The organism is Deinococcus terrestris, assembly GCF_009377345.1.
Taxonomy (GTDB): domain Bacteria; phylum Deinococcota; class Deinococci; order Deinococcales; family Deinococcaceae; genus Deinococcus; species Deinococcus terrestris.
The window spans coordinates 774,322-792,648 of the sequence record NZ_WBSL01000001.1; the positions used below are offsets into that span (position 1 = coordinate 774,322).

19 protein-coding genes are annotated in these 18,327 nt (G+C 70.8%); 13 read left to right on the forward strand and 6 right to left on the reverse strand.

The features are described 5' to 3' along the window. Positions 1-129 precede the first annotated feature (129 nt). The 4 genes from uvrA (at position 130) to F8S09_RS03865 (ending at position 5,001) form a co-directional block, all read left to right on the forward strand. Positions 130-3,159, forward strand: coding sequence for an excinuclease ABC subunit UvrA (uvrA, locus tag F8S09_RS03850; RefSeq protein ID WP_152869057.1), 3,030 nt, complete (start codon positions 130-132; stop codon positions 3,157-3,159). Beyond that, positions 3,156-3,791, forward strand: a complete 636-nt coding sequence (locus F8S09_RS03855; protein WP_194165199.1) for a hypothetical protein — start codon at positions 3,156-3,158, stop codon at positions 3,789-3,791. The genes uvrA and F8S09_RS03855 overlap by 4 nt, the downstream gene beginning before the upstream one ends. Before the next feature lie 82 nt (positions 3,792-3,873). Then, positions 3,874-4,569, forward strand: coding sequence for a DsbA family protein (locus tag F8S09_RS03860; RefSeq protein WP_322618503.1), 696 nt, complete (start codon positions 3,874-3,876; stop codon positions 4,567-4,569). A 6-nt stretch (positions 4,570-4,575) separates the two neighbouring features. Further along, positions 4,576-5,001: a disulfide bond formation protein B gene (locus F8S09_RS03865; RefSeq protein ID WP_322618504.1), complete on the forward strand. Its 426-nt coding sequence runs from the start codon at positions 4,576-4,578 to the stop codon at positions 4,999-5,001. Between the two features lie 69 nt (positions 5,002-5,070). Here F8S09_RS03865 and F8S09_RS03870 read toward each other — a convergent pair whose 3' ends face one another. Beyond that, the gene (locus F8S09_RS03870; protein ID WP_152869061.1) at positions 5,071-5,859 is read right to left on the reverse strand and encodes an SDR family NAD(P)-dependent oxidoreductase; all 789 of its coding nucleotides are present in this window, start codon (positions 5,857-5,859) and stop codon (positions 5,071-5,073) included. A gap of 261 nt (positions 5,860-6,120) precedes the next feature. On the opposite strand from F8S09_RS03870, the gene lysA reads away from it, so the two are divergent. The 3 genes from lysA (at position 6,121) to F8S09_RS03885 (ending at position 8,887) form a co-directional block, all read left to right on the forward strand. Then, a complete protein-coding gene (lysA, locus tag F8S09_RS03875) occupies positions 6,121-7,266 on the forward strand; it encodes a diaminopimelate decarboxylase (RefSeq protein ID WP_322618505.1) in 1,146 nt (381 codons plus the stop codon). Positions 7,267-7,313: 47 nt separating this feature from the next. Beyond that, complete coding sequence (locus tag F8S09_RS03880; protein WP_322618506.1) at positions 7,314-7,958, forward strand: TetR/AcrR family transcriptional regulator; 645 nt, start codon at positions 7,314-7,316, stop codon at positions 7,956-7,958. Positions 7,959-8,113: 155 nt separating this feature from the next. Continuing rightward, positions 8,114-8,887: a TerC family protein gene (locus tag F8S09_RS03885; protein WP_322618507.1), complete on the forward strand. Its 774-nt coding sequence runs from the start codon at positions 8,114-8,116 to the stop codon at positions 8,885-8,887. Between the two features lie 30 nt (positions 8,888-8,917). On the opposite strand, the gene F8S09_RS03890 is transcribed toward F8S09_RS03885, so the two are convergent. The 3 genes from F8S09_RS03890 to F8S09_RS03900 are packed head-to-tail and all read right to left on the reverse strand — an operon-like array spanning position 8,918 to position 10,589. Continuing rightward, positions 8,918-9,277, reverse strand: coding sequence for a hypothetical protein (locus F8S09_RS03890; RefSeq protein WP_194165200.1), 360 nt, complete (start codon positions 9,275-9,277; stop codon positions 8,918-8,920). Further along, positions 9,267-9,992: an endonuclease III domain-containing protein gene (locus tag F8S09_RS03895; protein ID WP_322618508.1), complete on the reverse strand. Its 726-nt coding sequence runs from the start codon at positions 9,990-9,992 to the stop codon at positions 9,267-9,269. The genes F8S09_RS03890 and F8S09_RS03895 overlap by 11 nt, the downstream gene beginning before the upstream one ends. Positions 9,993-10,007: 15 nt before the next feature. Further along, on the reverse strand, positions 10,008-10,589 hold the full coding sequence (locus tag F8S09_RS03900) for a hypothetical protein (protein WP_152869070.1): 582 nt from the start codon (positions 10,587-10,589) through the stop codon (positions 10,008-10,010). A gap of 51 nt (positions 10,590-10,640) precedes the next feature. Between F8S09_RS03900 and F8S09_RS03905 the strand changes: the two genes are divergently transcribed. The 3 genes from F8S09_RS03905 to F8S09_RS03915 are packed head-to-tail and all read left to right on the forward strand — an operon-like array spanning position 10,641 to position 13,050. Then, positions 10,641-11,777 (forward strand): ATP phosphoribosyltransferase regulatory subunit, encoded by a 1,137-nt coding sequence (locus tag F8S09_RS03905; RefSeq protein WP_322618584.1) that lies wholly within the window; start codon positions 10,641-10,643, stop codon positions 11,775-11,777. Further along, positions 11,774-12,412: an ATP phosphoribosyltransferase gene (gene hisG / locus F8S09_RS03910; RefSeq protein WP_152869072.1), complete on the forward strand. Its 639-nt coding sequence runs from the start codon at positions 11,774-11,776 to the stop codon at positions 12,410-12,412. The genes F8S09_RS03905 and hisG overlap by 4 nt, the downstream gene beginning before the upstream one ends. A gap of 20 nt (positions 12,413-12,432) precedes the next feature. Beyond that, positions 12,433-13,050 (forward strand): phosphotransferase-like protein, encoded by a 618-nt coding sequence (locus F8S09_RS03915; protein WP_322618509.1) that lies wholly within the window; start codon positions 12,433-12,435, stop codon positions 13,048-13,050. Here F8S09_RS03915 and F8S09_RS03920 read toward each other — a convergent pair. After that, positions 13,047-14,312 (reverse strand): MalY/PatB family protein, encoded by a 1,266-nt coding sequence (locus F8S09_RS03920; protein ID WP_152869074.1) that lies wholly within the window; start codon positions 14,310-14,312, stop codon positions 13,047-13,049. The genes F8S09_RS03915 and F8S09_RS03920 overlap by 4 nt on opposite strands. 29 nt (positions 14,313-14,341) lie before the next feature. Beyond that, on the reverse strand, positions 14,342-15,628 hold the full coding sequence (aspS, locus tag F8S09_RS03925; RefSeq protein WP_152869076.1) for an aspartate--tRNA(Asn) ligase: 1,287 nt from the start codon (positions 15,626-15,628) through the stop codon (positions 14,342-14,344). 210 nt (positions 15,629-15,838) lie between these two features. On the opposite strand from aspS, the gene F8S09_RS03930 reads away from it, so the two are divergent. From F8S09_RS03930 to F8S09_RS03940, 3 genes are read left to right on the forward strand one after another with little or no spacing between them, the layout of a single operon-like run. After that, complete coding sequence (locus tag F8S09_RS03930) at positions 15,839-16,879, forward strand: 3'(2'),5'-bisphosphate nucleotidase CysQ (RefSeq protein WP_322618510.1); 1,041 nt, start codon at positions 15,839-15,841, stop codon at positions 16,877-16,879. Continuing rightward, complete coding sequence (locus F8S09_RS03935; protein ID WP_152869078.1) at positions 16,876-17,445, forward strand: GNAT family N-acetyltransferase; 570 nt, start codon at positions 16,876-16,878, stop codon at positions 17,443-17,445. The genes F8S09_RS03930 and F8S09_RS03935 overlap by 4 nt, the downstream gene beginning before the upstream one ends. Then, on the forward strand, positions 17,426-18,316 hold the full coding sequence (locus F8S09_RS03940; protein ID WP_152869080.1) for a D-2-hydroxyacid dehydrogenase: 891 nt from the start codon (positions 17,426-17,428) through the stop codon (positions 18,314-18,316). Before F8S09_RS03935 ends, F8S09_RS03940 begins: the two co-directional genes overlap by 20 nt. Positions 18,317-18,327 lie beyond the last annotated feature (11 nt).

Consider the following 18,327-nt stretch of genomic DNA (forward strand, 5'->3'; position numbering starts at 1 on the left):
TATCCCCTTCCGGGGTGCTACAATGGCCCGTTTCAGAGCGGAGGGCGACCCCATCCTTACGCATCAGGCAGAATCCCCCGGCGGCGCGGGCCTGTGCCCGGAGGCCGCCGCCCCAAAGGAGTTTCCGGCTTGCAGAACCAGAATCTGGTGGTGCGCGGCGCACGCGAACACAACCTCAAGAACGTCACGGTGGAGCTGCCGCGCGACAAGTTCGTGGTGATCACGGGAGTCTCGGGCAGCGGCAAGAGCACCCTGGCCTTCGACACCATCTACGCCGAGGGCCAGCGCCGCTACGTCGAGAGTCTCTCGGCCTACGCCCGGCAGTTCCTCGGGCTGATGGAAAAGCCCGACGTGGACGGCATCGAGGGCCTGTCCCCGGCCATCTCCATCGACCAGAAGACGACCAGCCACAACCCCCGTTCGACGGTGGGGACGGTTACCGAGATTCACGACTACCTGCGTCTGCTGTACGCGCGGGTGGGCACGCCCTACTGCCCGATCTGCGGACGCAAGATCGAGAAGCAGTCGCCCAGCGAGATCACGACCCGGCTGCTGGGGCAGTTCCCCGACGCCCGCGCGATCCTGCTCGCCCCGGTGGTGCGCGGGCGCAAGGGCGAGTACCGCAAGCTGCTGGCCGACCTGCGGCGCGAGGGCTTCTCGCGGGTGCGGGTAGACGGCGTGCTGTACGAGCTGGAAGAGGCCGAGAAGCTCAAGCTGGAGAAGTTCGAGAAGCACGACGTGGACGTGGTGGTCGACCGCCTGACCCTGCGCGAGGGCGACCGGGGCCGCGTGGCCGAGAGCGTGGAACTGGGCCTGCGGCGGGGCGAGGGCCTGCTGCGGGTGCTGCTGCCCGAGGCAGGTGAGGGAGGCACGCCACACGAGGAGCTGTACTCCGAGCAGTTCGCCTGCCCGGAACATGGCAGCGTGCTGGAGGAGCTGGAGCCGCGCTCCTTTTCCTTCAACAACCCCTACGGCGCGTGCGGCGACTGCGCCGGACTGGGCTTCAAGAACGAGTTCTCGCCCGAGCTGGTCGTGGACGAGAACCTCTCCATCGCGGGGGGCGCGATCCTGCCCTGGAGCAAGAAGGGCACGGGCGGCGGCGTCTACTACTGGGACAAGCTCAAGGCGCTTTCCGAGCACCTGGAGTTCGACCTCAAGACGCCCTGGCGCGAGCTGCCGGACGCGGCGAAGCGGGCGATCCTCTACGGCCCCGGCGAGCCCTTCGAGGTGGTCTACCGCCGGGGCGGCAAGGAAACGATGCGGTTCATGACCGAGTTCGAGGGGGTCATGCCCAACCTCGAACGGCGCTACGCCGACACCGAGTCGGAGTACATGCGCGAGAAGCTGGAAGAGCTGATGGAGCTGCGCCCCTGCCCCACCTGCGGGGGTACCCGCTACAAGCCCGAGATTCTGGCGGTGCGGGTGGGCGGCCTGAACATCTCGCAGGCGAGCGGGATGAGCGTGCTGGAGGCCGACGCCTACTTTGAGCGGTTGCAGGAGGGGGGCCTCGACCACGACGCCATCGCCCCGCACCTGGGAGAGCATCTCGGCGGCACGGCGCGGGCGCACGCCCCCCGGCGCTACGAGTACGCGCTGAGCGAGTTCGGGGAGGCGGTGGCCTCACCCATCCTGCGGGCGATTCGCACCCGCCTGCGTTTTCTGGTGGACGTGGGGCTCGATTACCTCAGCCTCGACCGCACCGCGAACACCCTCTCGGGCGGCGAGGCGCAGCGCATCCGGCTGGCGACCCAGGTGGGCTCGGGCCTGACCGGGGTGCTGTACGTCCTCGACGAGCCGTCCATCGGCCTGCACCCCAAGGACAACGGGCGACTCATCGGGACCCTGAAGAACCTGCGCGATCTGGGCAACACCCTGATCGTGGTCGAGCACGACGCGGACACCATGCTGGAGGCCGATTACCTGGTGGATATGGGACCGGGCGCGGGCGTACACGGCGGCGAGGTGGTCGCGGTGGGCACACCGGACGAGGTGCGGGACAACCCCGCCAGCCTGACCGGGCAGTACCTGCGCGGCGAGATCGATATCGCGCTGCCCACGGCACGCCGCCGGGGCAACGGGCGCAAGCTGCGGGTGGTCGGTGCCCGCGAGCACAACCTGAGGGACGTGACGGCCGAGATTCCGCTGGGCACCATGACCGTGGTGACGGGGCCGAGCGGGTCAGGCAAGTCCACCCTGATCCACGACATCCTGCACGCGACCCTGGCCCGCGAACTCAACCGCGCCAAGACCAATCCGGGCCGCTTTGAGCGCATCGAGGGGATGGAGCACCTCGACAAGGTGATCGAGATCGACCAGAGCCCCATCGGGCGTACGCCGCGCTCGAATCCGGCGACATACACGGGGGTCTTCACCGAGATCCGCGACCTCTTCACCCGGACGCCGGAAGCGCGGCGGCGCGGGTACCAGTCAGGCCGCTTCTCCTTCAACGTGAAGGGTGGGCGCTGCGAGCACTGCAAGGGCGACGGGGTGATGAAGATCGAGATGAACTTCCTGCCCGACATCTACGTGCCCTGCGAGGTCTGCAAGGGAGCGCGGTACAACCGCGAGACGCTGGAGGTCAAGTACAACGGCAAGAACATCTCCGAGGTGCTCGACCTGACGGTGGAGGCCGCCCACGAGTTCTTCGAGGCGATTCCCACCATCGAGCGCAAGATGAGCGTGCTGTGCGACGTGGGGCTGGGCTACATGAAAATCGGGCAGCCGTCGACGACCCTCTCGGGGGGCGAGGCGCAGCGCATCAAGCTGGCGACCGAACTCAGCAAGCGGGCGACGGGCAAGACGATCTACATCCTCGACGAGCCGACCACGGGCCTGCACTTCGAGGACGTGCGCAAGCTGATGGGCGTGCTCGACCGGCTGGCCGAGGGCGGCAACACCCTGGTCGTGATCGAGCATAATCTCGACGTGATGAAGTGTGCCGACCACATCATCGATCTGGGGCCGGAAGGCGGCGTGCGGGGCGGGACGGTCGTGGCGACCGGGACCCCCGAACAGGTCGCCGCGCACCCCACGAGTCACACCGGGGAATACCTGCGCCGGGTGCCAGGGATCGTCCCCGCCGGGGGTGAGGCGCCCGCCGAGCTGGTCGCCGCCGCGCCTGCCCGCAGGGGCCGGGGCAAGAAGGCGGGCGCCGCGTGACCGGGGCGACCTCGGCTCCGGCAGCCCGCCCGGCGCGGGACCGCTCCGGCCTGCGCACGGCCCTGCGGCTGCTGGGCGGCTGGGCGCTGCTGGGCCTGCTGGCGTGGCTGATGTGGACTCCGGGCGCGTGGCCCGCGCTGCTGCTGGCCTGGGTGCTGCTGACCCTGCTGGCCGACGAGTTCGGGGGCTGGTTCGGGTATCTGGGCGTGTTGCTGGGCGGGCTGGCCTTTGCCGCACCGACGCCGGAGCCTGCCGGGTGGAGCGTGATCGTGCCGCTGGTGGGAGGAGCGCTGCTGGCCCTGCTGCTGGTCAAGCACTCCGGGGGGCCGTTCGTGCTGCCCTTCGCGGCGGCGATGTTCGCGCTGCCGCTGCTCGCGGTCGCCCGCTTCGGAACCAAACTGGACCCCAGCCTGACCCTGCCGAGCGAGCCCGCCTTCTTGAGAAACGCCCTGCTGGCGATGGCGGTGGGGCTGGGGGTCAGTCTGATTCGCCAGGTGACGGAAGCCGTGCTGCGGCGCCGGGCGCGGCGGCGAACGGCGGCACTGGCGGCGGCCGCGCCGCTCGCGGCCGTGACCTTCGAGTTTCCCGACCCCCCTGCACCCGAGGGAACTGACGCCCCGCGTCCCGGCTGACCCAGCCTGACCCGACCGCCCCGCCACCCCCGGCGGGGCGTTTTGCCTGCCAGGGCACGGCAACTTGAACTACACTTCAGGGGTGACCCGACTGCAAGGCAACAACCAGAACCGCACGGTGCTGGTGATCGGCACGCTGATCGCCGCCCTCTTGATCGCGCTGGCCGTCTACGCGGTGCGCGGCAACGCCGGGGGTGGCGCGAGCGGCGACACCGTCGACTTTGATCTCGAAGGCCAGCCCGTGCTGGGACAGGCAGACGCTCCCGTGACGGTGGTCGTCTTCGAGGACTTCAAGTGCCCCAACTGCAAGCGCTTCGAGGAGGAATTCCTGCCTGAAATCCGCTCGCAAAACCTCGACACCGGCAAGGCGAAGCTGGTGTCCATGAACTTCCCCTTCCTGGCCGAGTCTGCCCGGCTGCCGGAAGACGACAGCAAGTACGCCGCGCAGGCCGTGGAATGCGCGTTTGTCCAGGGCGGCAGCGAGGCCTACGAGAACCTCAAACAGATCATCTTCCGGGCACAGGGCCCGGAGAGCGCACTGTGGGCCACCAAGTCGCGCCTGAAGGAACTCGCGCAAAACGTCGAGGGGCTGGACCAGGCCCGCTTTGCGACCTGCCTGGACAACGATGAAACCGCCGCCGCCGTCGAAGCCGACGAGGCGCAGGCCCGCCGGGCCAATGCGAGCGGCACCCCGGCGGTCTACGTCAACGGCAAGGCGGTCGAGAGCTATGACGCCGAGACGGTCGGCCGGGCCATTGACGCGGCGACCGCCAACTGAGGCCCGGTGACCCGCGACAATCGCCTCTATCTCGCCTGGGTCGTCGCGCTGGTGGCGACCCTGGGCAGCCTGTATTTCAGCGAGGTCCGGGGCTTCGCGCCCTGCGTGCTGTGCTGGTACCAGCGCGTCGCCATGTACCCGCTGGCGCTGCTGCTGGGCATCGCGGCCCTGCGCGGTGACCTGGGCATCCGGGGCTACGCGCTGCCGCTGGCGGGCATCGGCTGGCTGATCGCCCTGATTCAGAACTTGGAAGACTGGGGCGTGATCCCGGTCCTGCGGGTGTGCAGCGCGAACAACGCCGTGCCCTGCGATGTGCACTGGCCGGTGTGGGGGGGAGCGCTGGCAGGACTGAACTCGGTGCTCACCATTCCGGTGCTCGCCATGATCGCCTTCACGCTGATTATCGGGCTGCTGAGCTGGCGGCGGGGGTAACACCTCCTTCCCGATAACCTGCCGGGCTGCCCTTCACCCTGGGGCAGCCCGGCTCGCGTCGATCGGCCGCTAGACGGGCCGCCCCGCCATCATGAAACTCGCTGTCATTCCGCCGTCGACGGGCAGGATCACCCCGGTCAGGAAGCTGGCCTCGGGACTGCCCAGGAAGTAAATCACCTGCGCGACCTCGCGCGGCTCGCCCAGGCGGCGCAGGGCGTGCAGGTCCTCGTAGTCGCGGCGGGTCTGCTCGGGGTCGCCCGACGCCGCGATGGCGGCCAAGACACTCTCGGTGGCGATGGCGCCGGGGGCCACGGCGTTGACCCGCACCCCGCGCGGAGCGAGGTCGAGGCTCATGGCACGGGTGAGGTTGACCAGGCCGCCCTTGCTGGCGTTGTAGGCAGCATTGTTCTGCTCGGCGAAGAGGCCCTGTACGCTCGCCACGTTGACGACCGCGCTGCCCGGCGCCATCAGGTCGATTAGCGCCCGCGTGAGCAGCAGCGGGGCCGTGAGGTTTACCCCCAGGGTGCGGCTCCAGCCCCGCTCGCTGACTTCCAGCACGCTGCCAGGAGCACCCTGGAAGGCCGCGTTGTTGACCAGAACCGCGACCCCACCCTCTTCCCGCGCCAAGCGCGTGATGCGCTCCCGTCCGGCAGCGGTGCTCACGTCGGCGCGGACGCGGGGGTGCCCCCGCAGGGCGGGCGGCAGGGTGAGGTCCACCCCCAGCACCCGGTGCCCCCGCTCGGCATACAGCTCGGCGATGGCCCGGCCGATGCCCCGCGCGGCACCGGTCACGACCACCACGCCGGGCGGCAGGGCGGGAGCGGAGGCCGGTACGGCAGTGAGGCGAGCACGGGTCATAGGGGCAGTGTGAGCCGCAGCCCCCTGCAGCCGCAAGCCCTGCACCCGCGAGCCGCGCCACGTCGCCCGGGGGGCGATCAAGATGGGGGGCATAACAGGATGAGAAAGCGGGCGACCGGACGCTCCCGCAGCAGGGCCTGGGGCAGTCCGAGACTCTTTCCCCCTCCGGTGGGACGGCTCCCCGGTCCCAGGGGGCGCTTTTTCAGACCACTTCGGGTATCACTGGGAGGTGAACTGCCCGTCTTGCAACCAGGGGACCACGTGATTCCCCACGCGGCCCTCCAGACCGCCGCCGACCGCTTCGGCACTCCCCTCTACGTCTACGACGCCAGCGAACTGGACGCCGCGCTGGGACGGGTGCGCTCGGCCTTCGGGGGGGCGCAGGTGTACTACGCGATGAAAGCCAACCCCAACCTCACCCTGCTGCGGCGGATGCACGCGGCGGGCGTGGGCTTCGAGTGCGTCAGCGGCGGCGAGATCGCGCGGGCGGAGGAGGTCGGAGCCTCCGGGGACCGGGTGCTCGTCAACGGCCCCGCCAAGCTGCCCGGCGAGTACGCGGCGGGAGCGCGGCTGGGCGCGACCTTCGTGGTGGACCGGGAGGAGGAGGTGGGCCTGCTGCCCCCCGGCTCGCGGGCGCTCGTGCGGGTGAATCCGGCGCTCGCGGTGAGCACCCACGACCATCTCGCCACGGGCGCGGCGGGCAGCAAGTTCGGGGTGACGCCCGCCCAGGCGCCCGGCGTGCTGCGGGCGCTGCGGGACGCCGGGCACACGGCGCTGGGGCTGCACGTCCATATCGGCAGCGCGATTCGGGACGCCGCTGACTTCAGCGCGGCCTTCGCGCGGCTGGCCGAGCTGCACCCGGCGGTGAGCGACCTGGACGTGCTGGACGTGGGCGGCGGCTGGGGCGTGGGTGCCGACCTGCCGGGCATCGCGCGGGAGGCGCGGGCGGCGGCCTCGGTCTTCGGGGCCGAGCTGTGGGTGGAGCCGGGGCGGTATCTGGTCGCGCAGGCGGGCACCCTGCTTACGCGGGTGGTGGGGCAAAAGCGCACCGGGCGCCCCTTCCTCCTCACGGATGCGGGCATGACCGAGCTGCTGCGGCCCATGCTGTACGGGGCCGAGCACCCGGTCACGGCGCTGTGGGAGGGCGAGCCTGCCGGGACATGGGACGTGGCCGGTCCGGCCTGCGAGAGCGGCGACCTGCTCGCGCGGGACGTGCTCCTCCCCGCGCCCGTGCCCGGCGGCCTGCTGGCCATCGGGGAAGCCGGGGCCTACGGCGCGAGCATGAGCAGCACTTACCTGACTCGCCCTCGCCCCGCCGAGGCGCTGTGGGAGGGGGGCGAATGGAGGCCGATCCGCCGCCGCGAGACGCCGCAGGACGTGTGGGCGATGGAACAGGGCCTGGAGTGACGGGCACGCGCCGGGACGTTCGCCCTGCCCTCGGCTATCATGCGGGCGTGACCGTCTCGTCCACCCGCCCAAACCCACCCGCACCCGACACCACCCGTGCCCGCATCCTGACCGAGGCGGCGCGGCTGTTCGTGGCGAGCGGGTACCACGGGGTCTCCATGCGCGAGGTGGCGGCGGCCGTCGGCGTGACCAAGCCCGCGCTCTACCACCACTATGCGGACAAGGAGGCGCTGTTTCTGGCGATGCTCGACGGCACCCTGACGGGGTTGAGTCGGCTGGTGGCCCACGCGGGCACGCAGGTGGGAGTGCGGGCACAGCTTGAGACGCTGGTGGGCGACCTGCTGGCGAGTGCGCCCGAGCAGCGCGTCGGCCTGCAATTGGCGGGCGAGCTCCGCCACGTCTCGCCCGAGCGCCGCGCCGCTTTCGAACAGGAGTACCGCCGGGTGTGGATGGGTGGCCTGAATGAACTGATCGGGGCCGCCGCTGCGCGGGGAGAATTGCGGGGCGACCTGCCCCCCGGCGTCCTGACCCGTGCGCTGCTCGCCCTGCTGTACCCGCTGGTCACCGGCGCCCCCCCCAGCGACCCGGTGGGAACGGCGCGGGGCCTGTTGAGCATCTACCTCGACGGGGCGGCGGGGCCGTCAGGCGCTCCCGGCCAGCTGGAAACTAAAGAGTCTTCATCTCACGCTTAAGATTCGTGCACAACTTCTCCCGGAGCATGGGTCCTATCGCGCGGCGAACTCAGGCCGCGCGTCCCCGTCCTTCTGCCCCGTTTGCCGTCCCGGCGGCCTTTTGGGTGGACGCTCACCCCCCTGGGTGACGCCTGCCCCCCTCTTGGAGTCTCCCTGTGTTAGAAACCCTGTTCGGCTGGATCAGTCAGCCCGAGGCCTGGCTGGCCTTCGGCACCCTGCTGCTGTTGGAGATTGTCCTCGGCATCGACAACGTCATTTTCATCAGCATCCTCGCGGGTAAGCTGCCGCCCGAGCAGCGGCAACGCGCCCGCACCGTGGGCCTGATGGCCGCGCTGGTGATGCGGCTGCTGCTGCTGTTCTCGATCGCCTGGATCTACCGGCTGCAAAATGACCTGTTCACCGTCTTTGGCATGGGATTCTCGGGCCGCGACCTGATCCTGATTTTCGGCGGCCTCTTCCTACTGTACAAGGCCGTCAAGGAGATGCACGAGCAGCTTGAAGGCCCCGCCGCCCACGACGCACCCACGGTGGGCCGGGCGGCGTCGGCCAGCTTCGCGGCGATCATCGCGCAGATCATGGTGCTGGACATTGTGTTCAGTCTCGACTCGGTGATCACGGCGGTCGGCATGGCCGACGACATCGGCGTGATGGTGAGCGCGGTGGTCGTGACGGTGCTGATCATGCTCGTCGCCGCGCGGCCCATCGGGGAATTTGTGCAGGCGCACCCCACGGTCAAGATGCTGGCCCTGGCCTTCCTGCTCTTGATCGGCGTGAACCTGATCGCCGACGGCTTCGGCTTCAAGATTCCCAAGGGCTACACCTACTTCGCGATGGGCTTTGCCATCATGGTCGAACTGCTCAACCTGCGGGCGCGGAAGGGCAAGCCGGTCGAACTGCACGACACGCAGCGCCACCCCGACAAGGCGTAAGCGGGGCGAATATCCGTCAGAGGCGGGGGCTCACGGGCCTCTGCCTCTTTCTTGCTTCCTATTTGGGACTGTAACTGAAGCGATCTCACGCTCACCCTGAAGCAGCACCAGCCGCAAGCCCGTGGCTTCAACGACGATTTCCGGCGAGGCGGTGGCCCAGGCTCCGGGGTGCGTCCCCTCCCCGCCCAGGCCACGCAGCCAGATGTCCTGAGCGGTGCTCAGCAGTTGCCACGCCGCGTTCTCCAGCTCACCCTCCGCCAACCCAACCACGCTGTCTATCCGGCCATCCCACAGGATGACGACCTCCCGGTCCCCTTCCTGCACCTCCCCGAAGCCCAAACGCGGGCCGAACAGCTCGCGCAGGGCCGTCAGCAGCGGCTCAAGCCTCACGCTCACCGCTCAGGAACAGCCCCGCCGAGGGGCAGAGGTCGCGCAGCACGCAGACCTCACAGCGGGGGCGGCGGGCCAGGCAGGTCTGGCGGCCGTGGCGGATGGTGGCGACGTGGGCGGCGTAGCGGACGCTCCACTCGGGCGGCAATACCTCGTCGAACCAGCGCTCGATCTTGAGGAGACTCCAGCGGGCGGGCACGAGGTCCAGCCGCGCCGCCACCCGCCCGATGTGGTTCTCGACCGGGATGGCGGGGCGGGCGAGGTCGAACAGCATCAGCAGCGAGGCCGTTTTCATCCCCACACCAGGCAGCGATTCGAGCAGCGCCCGCACCTCCCCGTCTGGCAAGGAGCGCAGGTCACGCAGGCTGAGGTGGCCCTGGCTTTCCTCCAGGCGGTGCAGCACGTTCCAGATGTAGTCGGCCTTCATCCGCGCCAGGCCGCCGCCCGCGCCGCGCAGGGTGGCCTCCACCCCGTCGGGGCCATCCGCGAGGGCCGCCTCCCAGACCGGGTAGGCGGCTTTCAGGGCCGCGAACTGCCGCCGAGTGACCGTCCCCGTGTTCTGCTGCGCCAGAATCGTTCCCACGAGGTCGTCGAGCGGCTCGGGGCTGACGCGGGGCGCGGGGAGGGTGGGCAGGTAGGCCTCGCGGAGCCTGCGCAGCACCTCGGACAGATGCGGTGGCGGCGGGGCCTCCTGGGCGGGGGTGGGGCGCGGCACGGGGGGGGGCTTGGCTTACTGCTGGGCGCGGAGGCGGGTGCGGTTTCCGGCGCCGTCCACGGCCTCCACGTCGGCGTAGACGCCGGTGGTTTCGGCGTAGAACTCCACCCGCGTGCCGGAGGTGATGTTCAGGCGCTTGCCGTCCACGAGGACCTCAGTGACCCGGTTGTCGTCGGTCGCCACGCCCGTGACCCGAATCAGGGTGCCGCTGCGCTCAAAGCGGGTCACCTTGAGGACCGGAGGCTTGCCGTCCACCGTGATGGGCACCTCCAGCAGGCTCTTGTTGCCCGCCGCGTCGAGGGCACCGATCAGGTAGGTCGCCTTGTTGCCCTGCACCCGCGTCTGGTAGGCGAAGTTGGCGATCTTGCGGCTGCCCTTCTCGATGGGAATCGCTTTGCCGTCCACCGTGATGCGCTCGACCCCCCGGTCGTCGAGGGCGTAGCCCCGGATGGTAAAGGCCCGCGCCTGCCCCACCCCGCCGCCATCGGGACTGGTGATCACGATGCGCGGCTTGAAGGAGTCAGCTTTGCGGGCGCAGCCTCCCAGCAGGGGCGCGAGCAGCAGCAGGGCGAGGGGGGCAGCGGCAGCGCGGCGCATGGGGACAAGTATAGCGGGGCTGCCGCTCCTTGCTCGAAGCGGGGTGCTTTAATACCGCCCGTGACTCTCTCCGCCCGCCTCCCCGGTCCCGCCGTCCCCGAGGGCACCCGCGACGTGCTGCCGCCCGAGTGGCAACAGCGCGAGCATCTGCGGACGCGGCTGGGCGCCGAGTTCGCGGCGTGGGGCTACCGGGGCGTGGACGTGCCCGCCCTGGAATTCGCCGACCCCGGCCACCCGCAGGATGCCCGCGCCTTCAAGCTGATCGACGTGGGCGGCGAAGTGCTGGCCCTGCGCGGCGAGTTCACGACGGCGGTGGGGCGGCTGGTGCGCTCGCGCTTTGCCGGGGGGCCGTTTCCGCTGCGGCTCCAGTACGGCGGGCGGCTGTGGCTGCGGGCGCTGACGAGCGAGCTGGGGCGATTGCGCGAGTTCGCCCAGGTCGGCGTGGAGCTGATCGGCGTTTCGACCCCGCAGGCCGACGCGGAACTGCTCGCGCTGGGACGCCGGGCGCTGGAGGTGGTGGGCGTGTCCCCGGTGATGGAGGTGGGCTATCCCGGCTTCGTGGACGCGGTGCTGGAGGACGCGGGCCTCTCCCCCACCGCTCGGGAGTCGCTGCACGGCGCGATTGACCGCAAGAGCGGCGCGGACGTGGACCTACTCGCCGGGCGGCACGCGCTGGACGCCGGGGTGACCCGGACCCTGCACACCCTGACCGACCTGTACGGCGGTCCGGAGGTGCTGGCGGGAGCCGGGGACCTCGCGCGGGGCGAGCGGGCGCGGGCGGCGGTGGCGCACCTGGAGGCGGTCGCGGACCGGGCCGAGGGAGAACTGCTGTTCGACCTCGGGGCCAGCCGCCGCTACGGGTACTACACCGGGCTGACCTTCCGGGCCTACGCGCCGGGGTTGAACCAGCCGCTGCTCGGGGGCGGGCGCTACGACCTCGGCGGGCTGCCGGGGGCGGGCTTTGCCATCGGGCTGGAGCGGCTGACCGAGGTGGCCGCGCGGGGATTGCCCCCCGAGCCGGAGGTGGTGCTGGCACTCGACCCGGCGGGGGCCGAACACGCCCGCGCCGCCGGGCTGACCGCCGAACTCGCCTGGACCGACGACCGCGCCGAGCTGCTCGCCTACTGCGCGGCGCGGGGCATTCGCCGCTGGGCGCAGGGGCAGATCCTGACCGAGGTGTCCGCATGAGTCCGGCTCCGGTGCGTGGCCCCGAACACCTCACCCTCGCGCTGCCCAAGGGGCGCGTCCTCGCCGAGTCGGCTGCCCTGCTCACCCAGGCTGGCCTGCCGCTGGAATTGCCCGGTCCCTCACGGGCGCTGCGGCATGAGTTTCCGGGGCTGACCGTGCTGGAGTTGCGCAATCAGGACGTGCCCGTCTATGTGGACCTCGGCGTGGCCGACTTCGGCATCGTCGGGAAGGACGTGCTGGTGGAGTCGGGCCGGGCCGTGTTCGAGCCGGTGGACCTCCGATTCGCGGCCTGCCGCCTCTCGCTGATTCGGGAGGTGGGGGCGGCGGGGCCGATCACGCGGGTTGCCACCAAGTACCCCCGCTCGGCCCGCGCCTACCTCGCCGCGCAGGGCATCCCCGCTGAGATCGTCAAGCTCTCGGGCAACATCGAACTCGCCGCGCTGACGGGCCTCGCCGACGCGGTGGTGGACCTCGTGCAGACCGGGGGCACCCTGCGGGCCAACGGGCTGGAGGAACGCGACGTGCTGTTTCACTCCTCCGCCCGCCTGGTGGTCAACCGCACCGCCCTCAAGCTGCGGCGCGAGCGGCTGCGCCCACTGATCGAGCGGCTGCGGGAATTGGTGGCAGCGGGGTGAGTCTGGGCGGGGGTTCAGCGGTGGGGCGGCTCATCGTCGTCAACGGAACGTCCAGCGCGGGCAAGACCACCTTCTGTGAGGCGCTGCAAGACGCCCTCCCCGACCCCTACCTGCTCACGAGCTACGACATCTTCTGGGCGAGCATGCCCGCCCGCTACTTCCCCTGGGAAACGCACGAGGAGGACGGCGTTCGGTACGTGACCGCAGAGCAGGCGGGGCGGCCCAGCACCACGCTGGAACTTGGTCCTGTAGGCCAGCGCACCGTGTCGGGTGCCCATCACGCCGTGGCCGCGCTGCTGGCTTCGGGGGTCAACGTGATCGCGGACGTGCTGTTCCTGCACCCCGACTGGTTCGCGGAAGCGAGGCGGCTGTGGACTCCCTTCGCCCCGTTGTGGATTGCCCTCAAGCCCCCTCTGACCGTCAGCGAGGAGTGGGAGGCACGGCGGGAAGCGACCCTGGCGGGCCGACCCACTGGCCTGGCGCGGGGCCTCTTCGCCGCGGTGCACGCGCACAGTCCCCCAGACCTCACCCTTGATCCCTCGCGGTGTCACCCGGACGAGCTGGCCCGGTCGGTCGCCGCGTGGGTGGGCCGAGGATGTCCCCATCCTTTTGATGGGATGGGAGCATTCAACCGCTAGTCTCCCACCGGACCCTCGCGTTCCAGCGCCGCCGTCATCCGCTCCAGCGCCTCGATCAGAATCGGGCGGCTGGTGGCAAAGTTGACCCGCACACAGCCCTGGTAGCGGACGCCCTCCTCGCCGGGTGCGAAGAGGGGACCGCCCTGCACGGCGACGCGGGCCTCATCCAACAGGAATTGCCCCATGTCGGCCGCGCGGGGGTGGCCCCGGAGGTCCAGCCAGCCGAGATAGGTCGCCTCGGGCGGCGAGAAGCGTGCCCAGGGCAGCCGCGCCTCCACGAAGGCCGCCATCACATCGCGGTTGCCGCGCAGGTAGGCGACCGTCTCCTGCAACCATAGCCCCGCCCCCTCCAGCGCCGCCCGCCACGCGGTCACACTCAGGGTGGAGGGGTGGCCCATCAGCCCGCCCGCCGCCCCGCGCACCCGCTTGATCAGCTCGGGGTCGTGCCCGACCATTACGCCGATGCCCAGGCCCGCCGTGTTGTAGGCCTTGGCGGGGCCAGTCAGCGTCACCGTGCGGGAGCGCACGCGGGGGTCGGCGGCGAAGGCCTCGAAGGGCACGTCCGAGAGCCGCAGGTCGGCGTGCAGTTCGTCCGACATGACATACAGGTCGTGGCGCAGCACGAAGTCGCGCAGCCGCGCCAGTTCTTCCGCGTCCCAGACGCGCCCGCTGGGGTTGTGCGGATGGCACAGCAGCAGCAGGCGGCAGCCGAGGGCAGCGGCCTCCATCGCGTCCCAGTCGATCTCCCAGCGTCCACCCGATTCCTGCGGTTCCTGCAATGGCGCGGCGGCCACCTGGCGGCCCTGGGTCGTGATCGCCTGGTGAAAGGGGTAGTAGATCGGCGTCATGGTCAGGACCGGCTCGTCCGGCACACTCAGGGCCGCGACCGCCGCATAGATGCCCGGCACCACCCCCGGAATGAAGGAGAAGCCCTCTTTCGGCAGGTCGGTCAGGCCGTGGCCCGCGAGCTTGTCCTGAAGGGCCGCGATCAGGTGGGCATCCCCCATCATCTGCCCGTAGCCCAGCCCGCGCGTCAGACGCTCCTGCAACGCCTCCACGATGGCGGACGCGACCGGAAAGTCCATGTCGGCCACCCAGAGAGGCAGCACGTCCTCGGGGTAGAAGGTCCATTTCAGGCTGTCGGGGTGGCGCAGCGTGGCCGGGTCAAGGGAGCTGTAGGGGGAGGCGGCGGCAGGCTCGGGGGCCAGTTCCGGCCCCTCCAGCTCGGGCGGGTCCGGGATGGGCAGGTCGGGGTGGGTCATGGGAGGAGCATAGACCCACCCGGCGACCTTCAGGGCGTCAGCCGGTGGCGGTCACGCGGGAACGCCCGCGCGAAGCGCACATTGCCGATGCCCAGCAGCCGCGCGGTCAGGCGCTCGGCGCCGATGGCGAAGCCGCCGTGCGGGGGCATCCCGTACTTGAAGACCTCGGCGTAGCCCGCAAGCGCCTCCGGGTTCAGGCGGTAGGCGGCGATGGATTCCTGCAACATGGGGTACTCGTGGATGCGCTGCCCACCCGACGTGATCTCGATGCCCCGGAACAGCAGGTCAAAGCCCCGCGTCAGGCCCCCCTCCTCCGGGTAGGCGTAGAAGGGCCGGGCGGCGCGTGGGTACTTCGTCACGAAGACGAAGTCGGTGCCCTCGGTCTCGGCGTAGTGCTGCGAGAGCAGCCGCTCGGCCTCCGGGTCGAGGTCCTTGCCGCCGACTGGGTGGCCGTACTTCTCCTCCACCAGCCGCCGGGCGTCCAGCAGGGTGATGCGCGGGATGTGGGCGGGCACCTCCGGCAGCGTGGCCCCCAGCAGGGCGAGTTCGGGAGCCGCGTGCTCGCGCAGCCGCTCCATGATGGCGGCCAGGACGCGGGTTTCCACGTCCATCACGTCCTCCTCGGACTCGATGAAGCCCAGTTCCACGTCCAGCGAGAGGTACTCGTTGAGGTGGCGGGAGGTCGCGTGTTCCTCGGCGCGGTAGACGGGCGCGACCTCAAAGACGCGCTCGAAGACGCCCACCATGATCTGCTTGTAGAGCTGCGGACTCTGCGCGAGGTACGCCGGGTGCCCGAAATAGTCGATGGGAAAGAGGTTCGCCCCGCCCTCCGCCCCCGCCGAGACAATCTTGGGCGTGCTGATCTCGGTGAAACCCTCGCCGCGCAGGTGGTCGCGGAAGGCCGCCACGAGTTCGGCCTGCACCTTCAGGATCGCCCGCTCGCGCAGCCCGCGCACGGTCACGACCCGGTAGTCCAGCATCGTCTCGGGGTGGACGTGCCACTCCATCTTGGGAATCTCGACGGGGGGCGGCTCGGTGGCGGGGGTCAGGACCCGGAAGGACTCCACCTGCACCTCGTATCCGCCGGGGGCCTTGGGGTGGGCGGTCACGCGCCCCACGACTTCAATGCTGCTCTCAGGCAGTGGGAGGTCCAGCCCGCTCCCCACGCACTGCACCAGGCCCGCGCGGTCGCGCAGCACCAAAAATTGCAGGCCCCCCAGGTCGCGGCGGGCGTGCAGGAAGCCTTGCAGTCGAACGGTCCGGCCCGCGTGAGTGGGAAGGGCCGAGGTCAGGGTGCGGGGAAGTGCAGTGGTCATGGGTGGTCTCCTGGAACAGGCGGGGCGAAACAGGCAAGCCCCCGACTCCTGTGATGGGGGTCGGGGGCGCGGCAATCTGCGGCGAGACGTCCCCTACCGGGGATCGTCATTCACGTTCGCGGGGGTGACGTGAGCCGCACTCATGCCGGGAAGTGTAGCGGGCGCACCCTGAGGCGTCAACGCGGGGGGCCGGGGGGTATCTTCGGGGGCGTGGACCTCAAGCCCGAACTCGACATTGCCGTGCGGCTGGCGCGGGAGGCGGGGGCCCTGCTGCTCGCCCACCTGAGGCGGGGGGTGACGGCCCAGCAGAAGACGGGCGCCGACGACCTCGTGACCGCCGCCGACCACGAGGCTTCCGACCTGATTCTGGCGGGCCTGCGCTCGGCCTTTCCGGAGGACGGCCTGCTCAGTGAGGAAGCCGCCGACAACCCGGCCCGGCTGGAGCACGAGCGGGTCTGGATCATCGACCCCATCGACGGGACGAAGGAGTTCACCTCGGGCAGCCCCGACTACGCGGTCAGCATCGGGCTGGCGGTCGGCGGCGAGCCGGTGCTGGGCGCGGTGTACGCTCCGGCCACCGACGAGCTGTTTGCCGGGGCGGTAGGGCTGGGAGTCACGAGGAATGGTGAGCCGACCGGGTTCAGCCACCGCGCCGCCTACGTGGTCAGCGTGTCGGACACCGAGTTCCGGCGCGAGCTGCACGCGAGCAACCTCTCCGGCATGGCCCCCAGCGGCTCCATCGCCCTGAAGCTGGCCCGCATCGCGAACGGCGAGACCGACGTGACTTTCTCCATGAGCCCACGCTCGGAGTGGGACGTGGCGGGGGGGCACGCCCTCTTGCGGGTGCTGGGCGGTGACCTGCGGCGGCGCGACGGGCGGCCCATCCGCTACAACTCGGCCCGGCCGCACCTGGAGCAGGGCATCATCGGCGGGCGGCCGGACGCCTTGGCATGGCTGGAAGGCGAACTCGCGGGGCGGGGCCTGCCCACCGCCCACCTCGGCCTGACCCCGGAGGACCTCGCCTGGGCGACCCTCGCGCCGGGGGATCAGGCGGCGCTGCGCGGGCATCCCGGCGTCTGCGTGCGGCACGGGGGCGGGCGGGTGCTGGCCCTGATCGTGGTGGGACCGGGCGGCGTCATTGAGCGGGCGGAGGGTGACGCCTTCCACCTCGACCGCCTCTCGCGCGACGTGACGCGGGCGCTGGGGACGCTCGGAACTCCCGTGCCTGTCCCGGAGGGAGGCCCGCACTGACCGGGAACACTGCCCCCGCCCCGCGCTGGGGCCGGGTCACCCTCAAGCCGCTGCCCGACCTGGGGGCGGAGGAGTGGGCGGCCCTCTACCGCTTCTTCCGCGACCGCGAACTCGCCGACTGGAACGGGGCCAGCCCCATCCGGCTTCCCGAGTGGCTGTTCCGGCGAATCATGCTGGAGGAGGAGGGCACGGGCGAGCGGGCGGGCTTCGGGGTGCTGAATGAGCGCGGCGAGCTGATCGGGAGCGCCGAGCTGTACGACCTCCACCCCCCACCGCCCCTGCCCGCCCGCATCGGCACCCTGGGAGTGATGATCGGCCTGCGCTCCCTGTGGGGCCAGGGCTACGGCCGCGAGGCGGTCATGGCACTGCTCGCCTGGGCCTTTGAGGGCCGCGAGGTGCCGCTCACGCGGGTGCGCCTGACCACCTTCGGGCACAACCGCCGGGCGCAGCGGGCCTTTGCCGCGTGCGGCTTCCGCGAGGTGGGCCGCACCCAATCGGGCGACCATACCGACGTTCATATGGAAATCACGAGAGGAGAGTGGCTGGATGCGCGTGCTGATGCCTGACCTGCCCGAGTTCCGGGCGCTGACCGTGGAGGGCGTGACCGCTCTCCCTTACCGCAATGGAGACTTGCCGGACGGCGAGGCCGAGGGCGTGGTGCTGTGGGGCGCGAACGCCGAAACACGCTCCCAACTGTTCGCCCGGCCGGGCCTGCGCTGGGTGCTGACGCTCACGGCGGGAATTGACCATGTGCAGGGCCAGTTGCCGCCCGGCGTCGCCCTCTACAACGCCAGCCCGCTGCACGCCCGCGCGGTCGCCGTCCACACCCTCGCGGGAATGCTCGCCGCCGTGCGGGGCCTGCACCGCTTCCGCGACGCGCAGCGGGAGGGGCAGTGGCAGCCCCGGCGCGACCTGGGCACGCTGGAGGGGGCGAGCGTGGTGGTGTGGGGGTACGGCCACATCGGGCGGATTCTGGAGGAGCTGCTGGCCCCCCACGGCGCCCACGTCACCGGGCTGCGCTCGGCCACCCCACCCGCCGAGCGGGACGCGGCGCTGGCGGAGGCCGACTGGGTGGTCCTGTTGCTCCCCGACACGCCGCAGACGCGCGGCATCGTGAATGCGGACGTGCTGGCCCAACTGAAGCCCGGCGCGTGGCTGAGCAACCAGGGACGCGGCTCGTTGGTGGACACGGACGCGCTTCTGGCCGCTCTGGATTCCGGTCAGCTCGGGGGCGCGGTGCTGGACGTGACCGACCCCGAGCCGCTTCCGCCGGGGCACCCGCTGTGGGGCCGCGAAAACGTCATCCTCACGCCGCATATCGCCAGCACGACGGCCGACCTCGTGCAGCGCGGAGCCGAGTACACACAGGCCTTTCTGAAGACGATGGCAGCGGGGCGGGAACCGGAGGGACGGGTGGAGACGGGGAAGGGGTACTGAGGCCCGGTCTC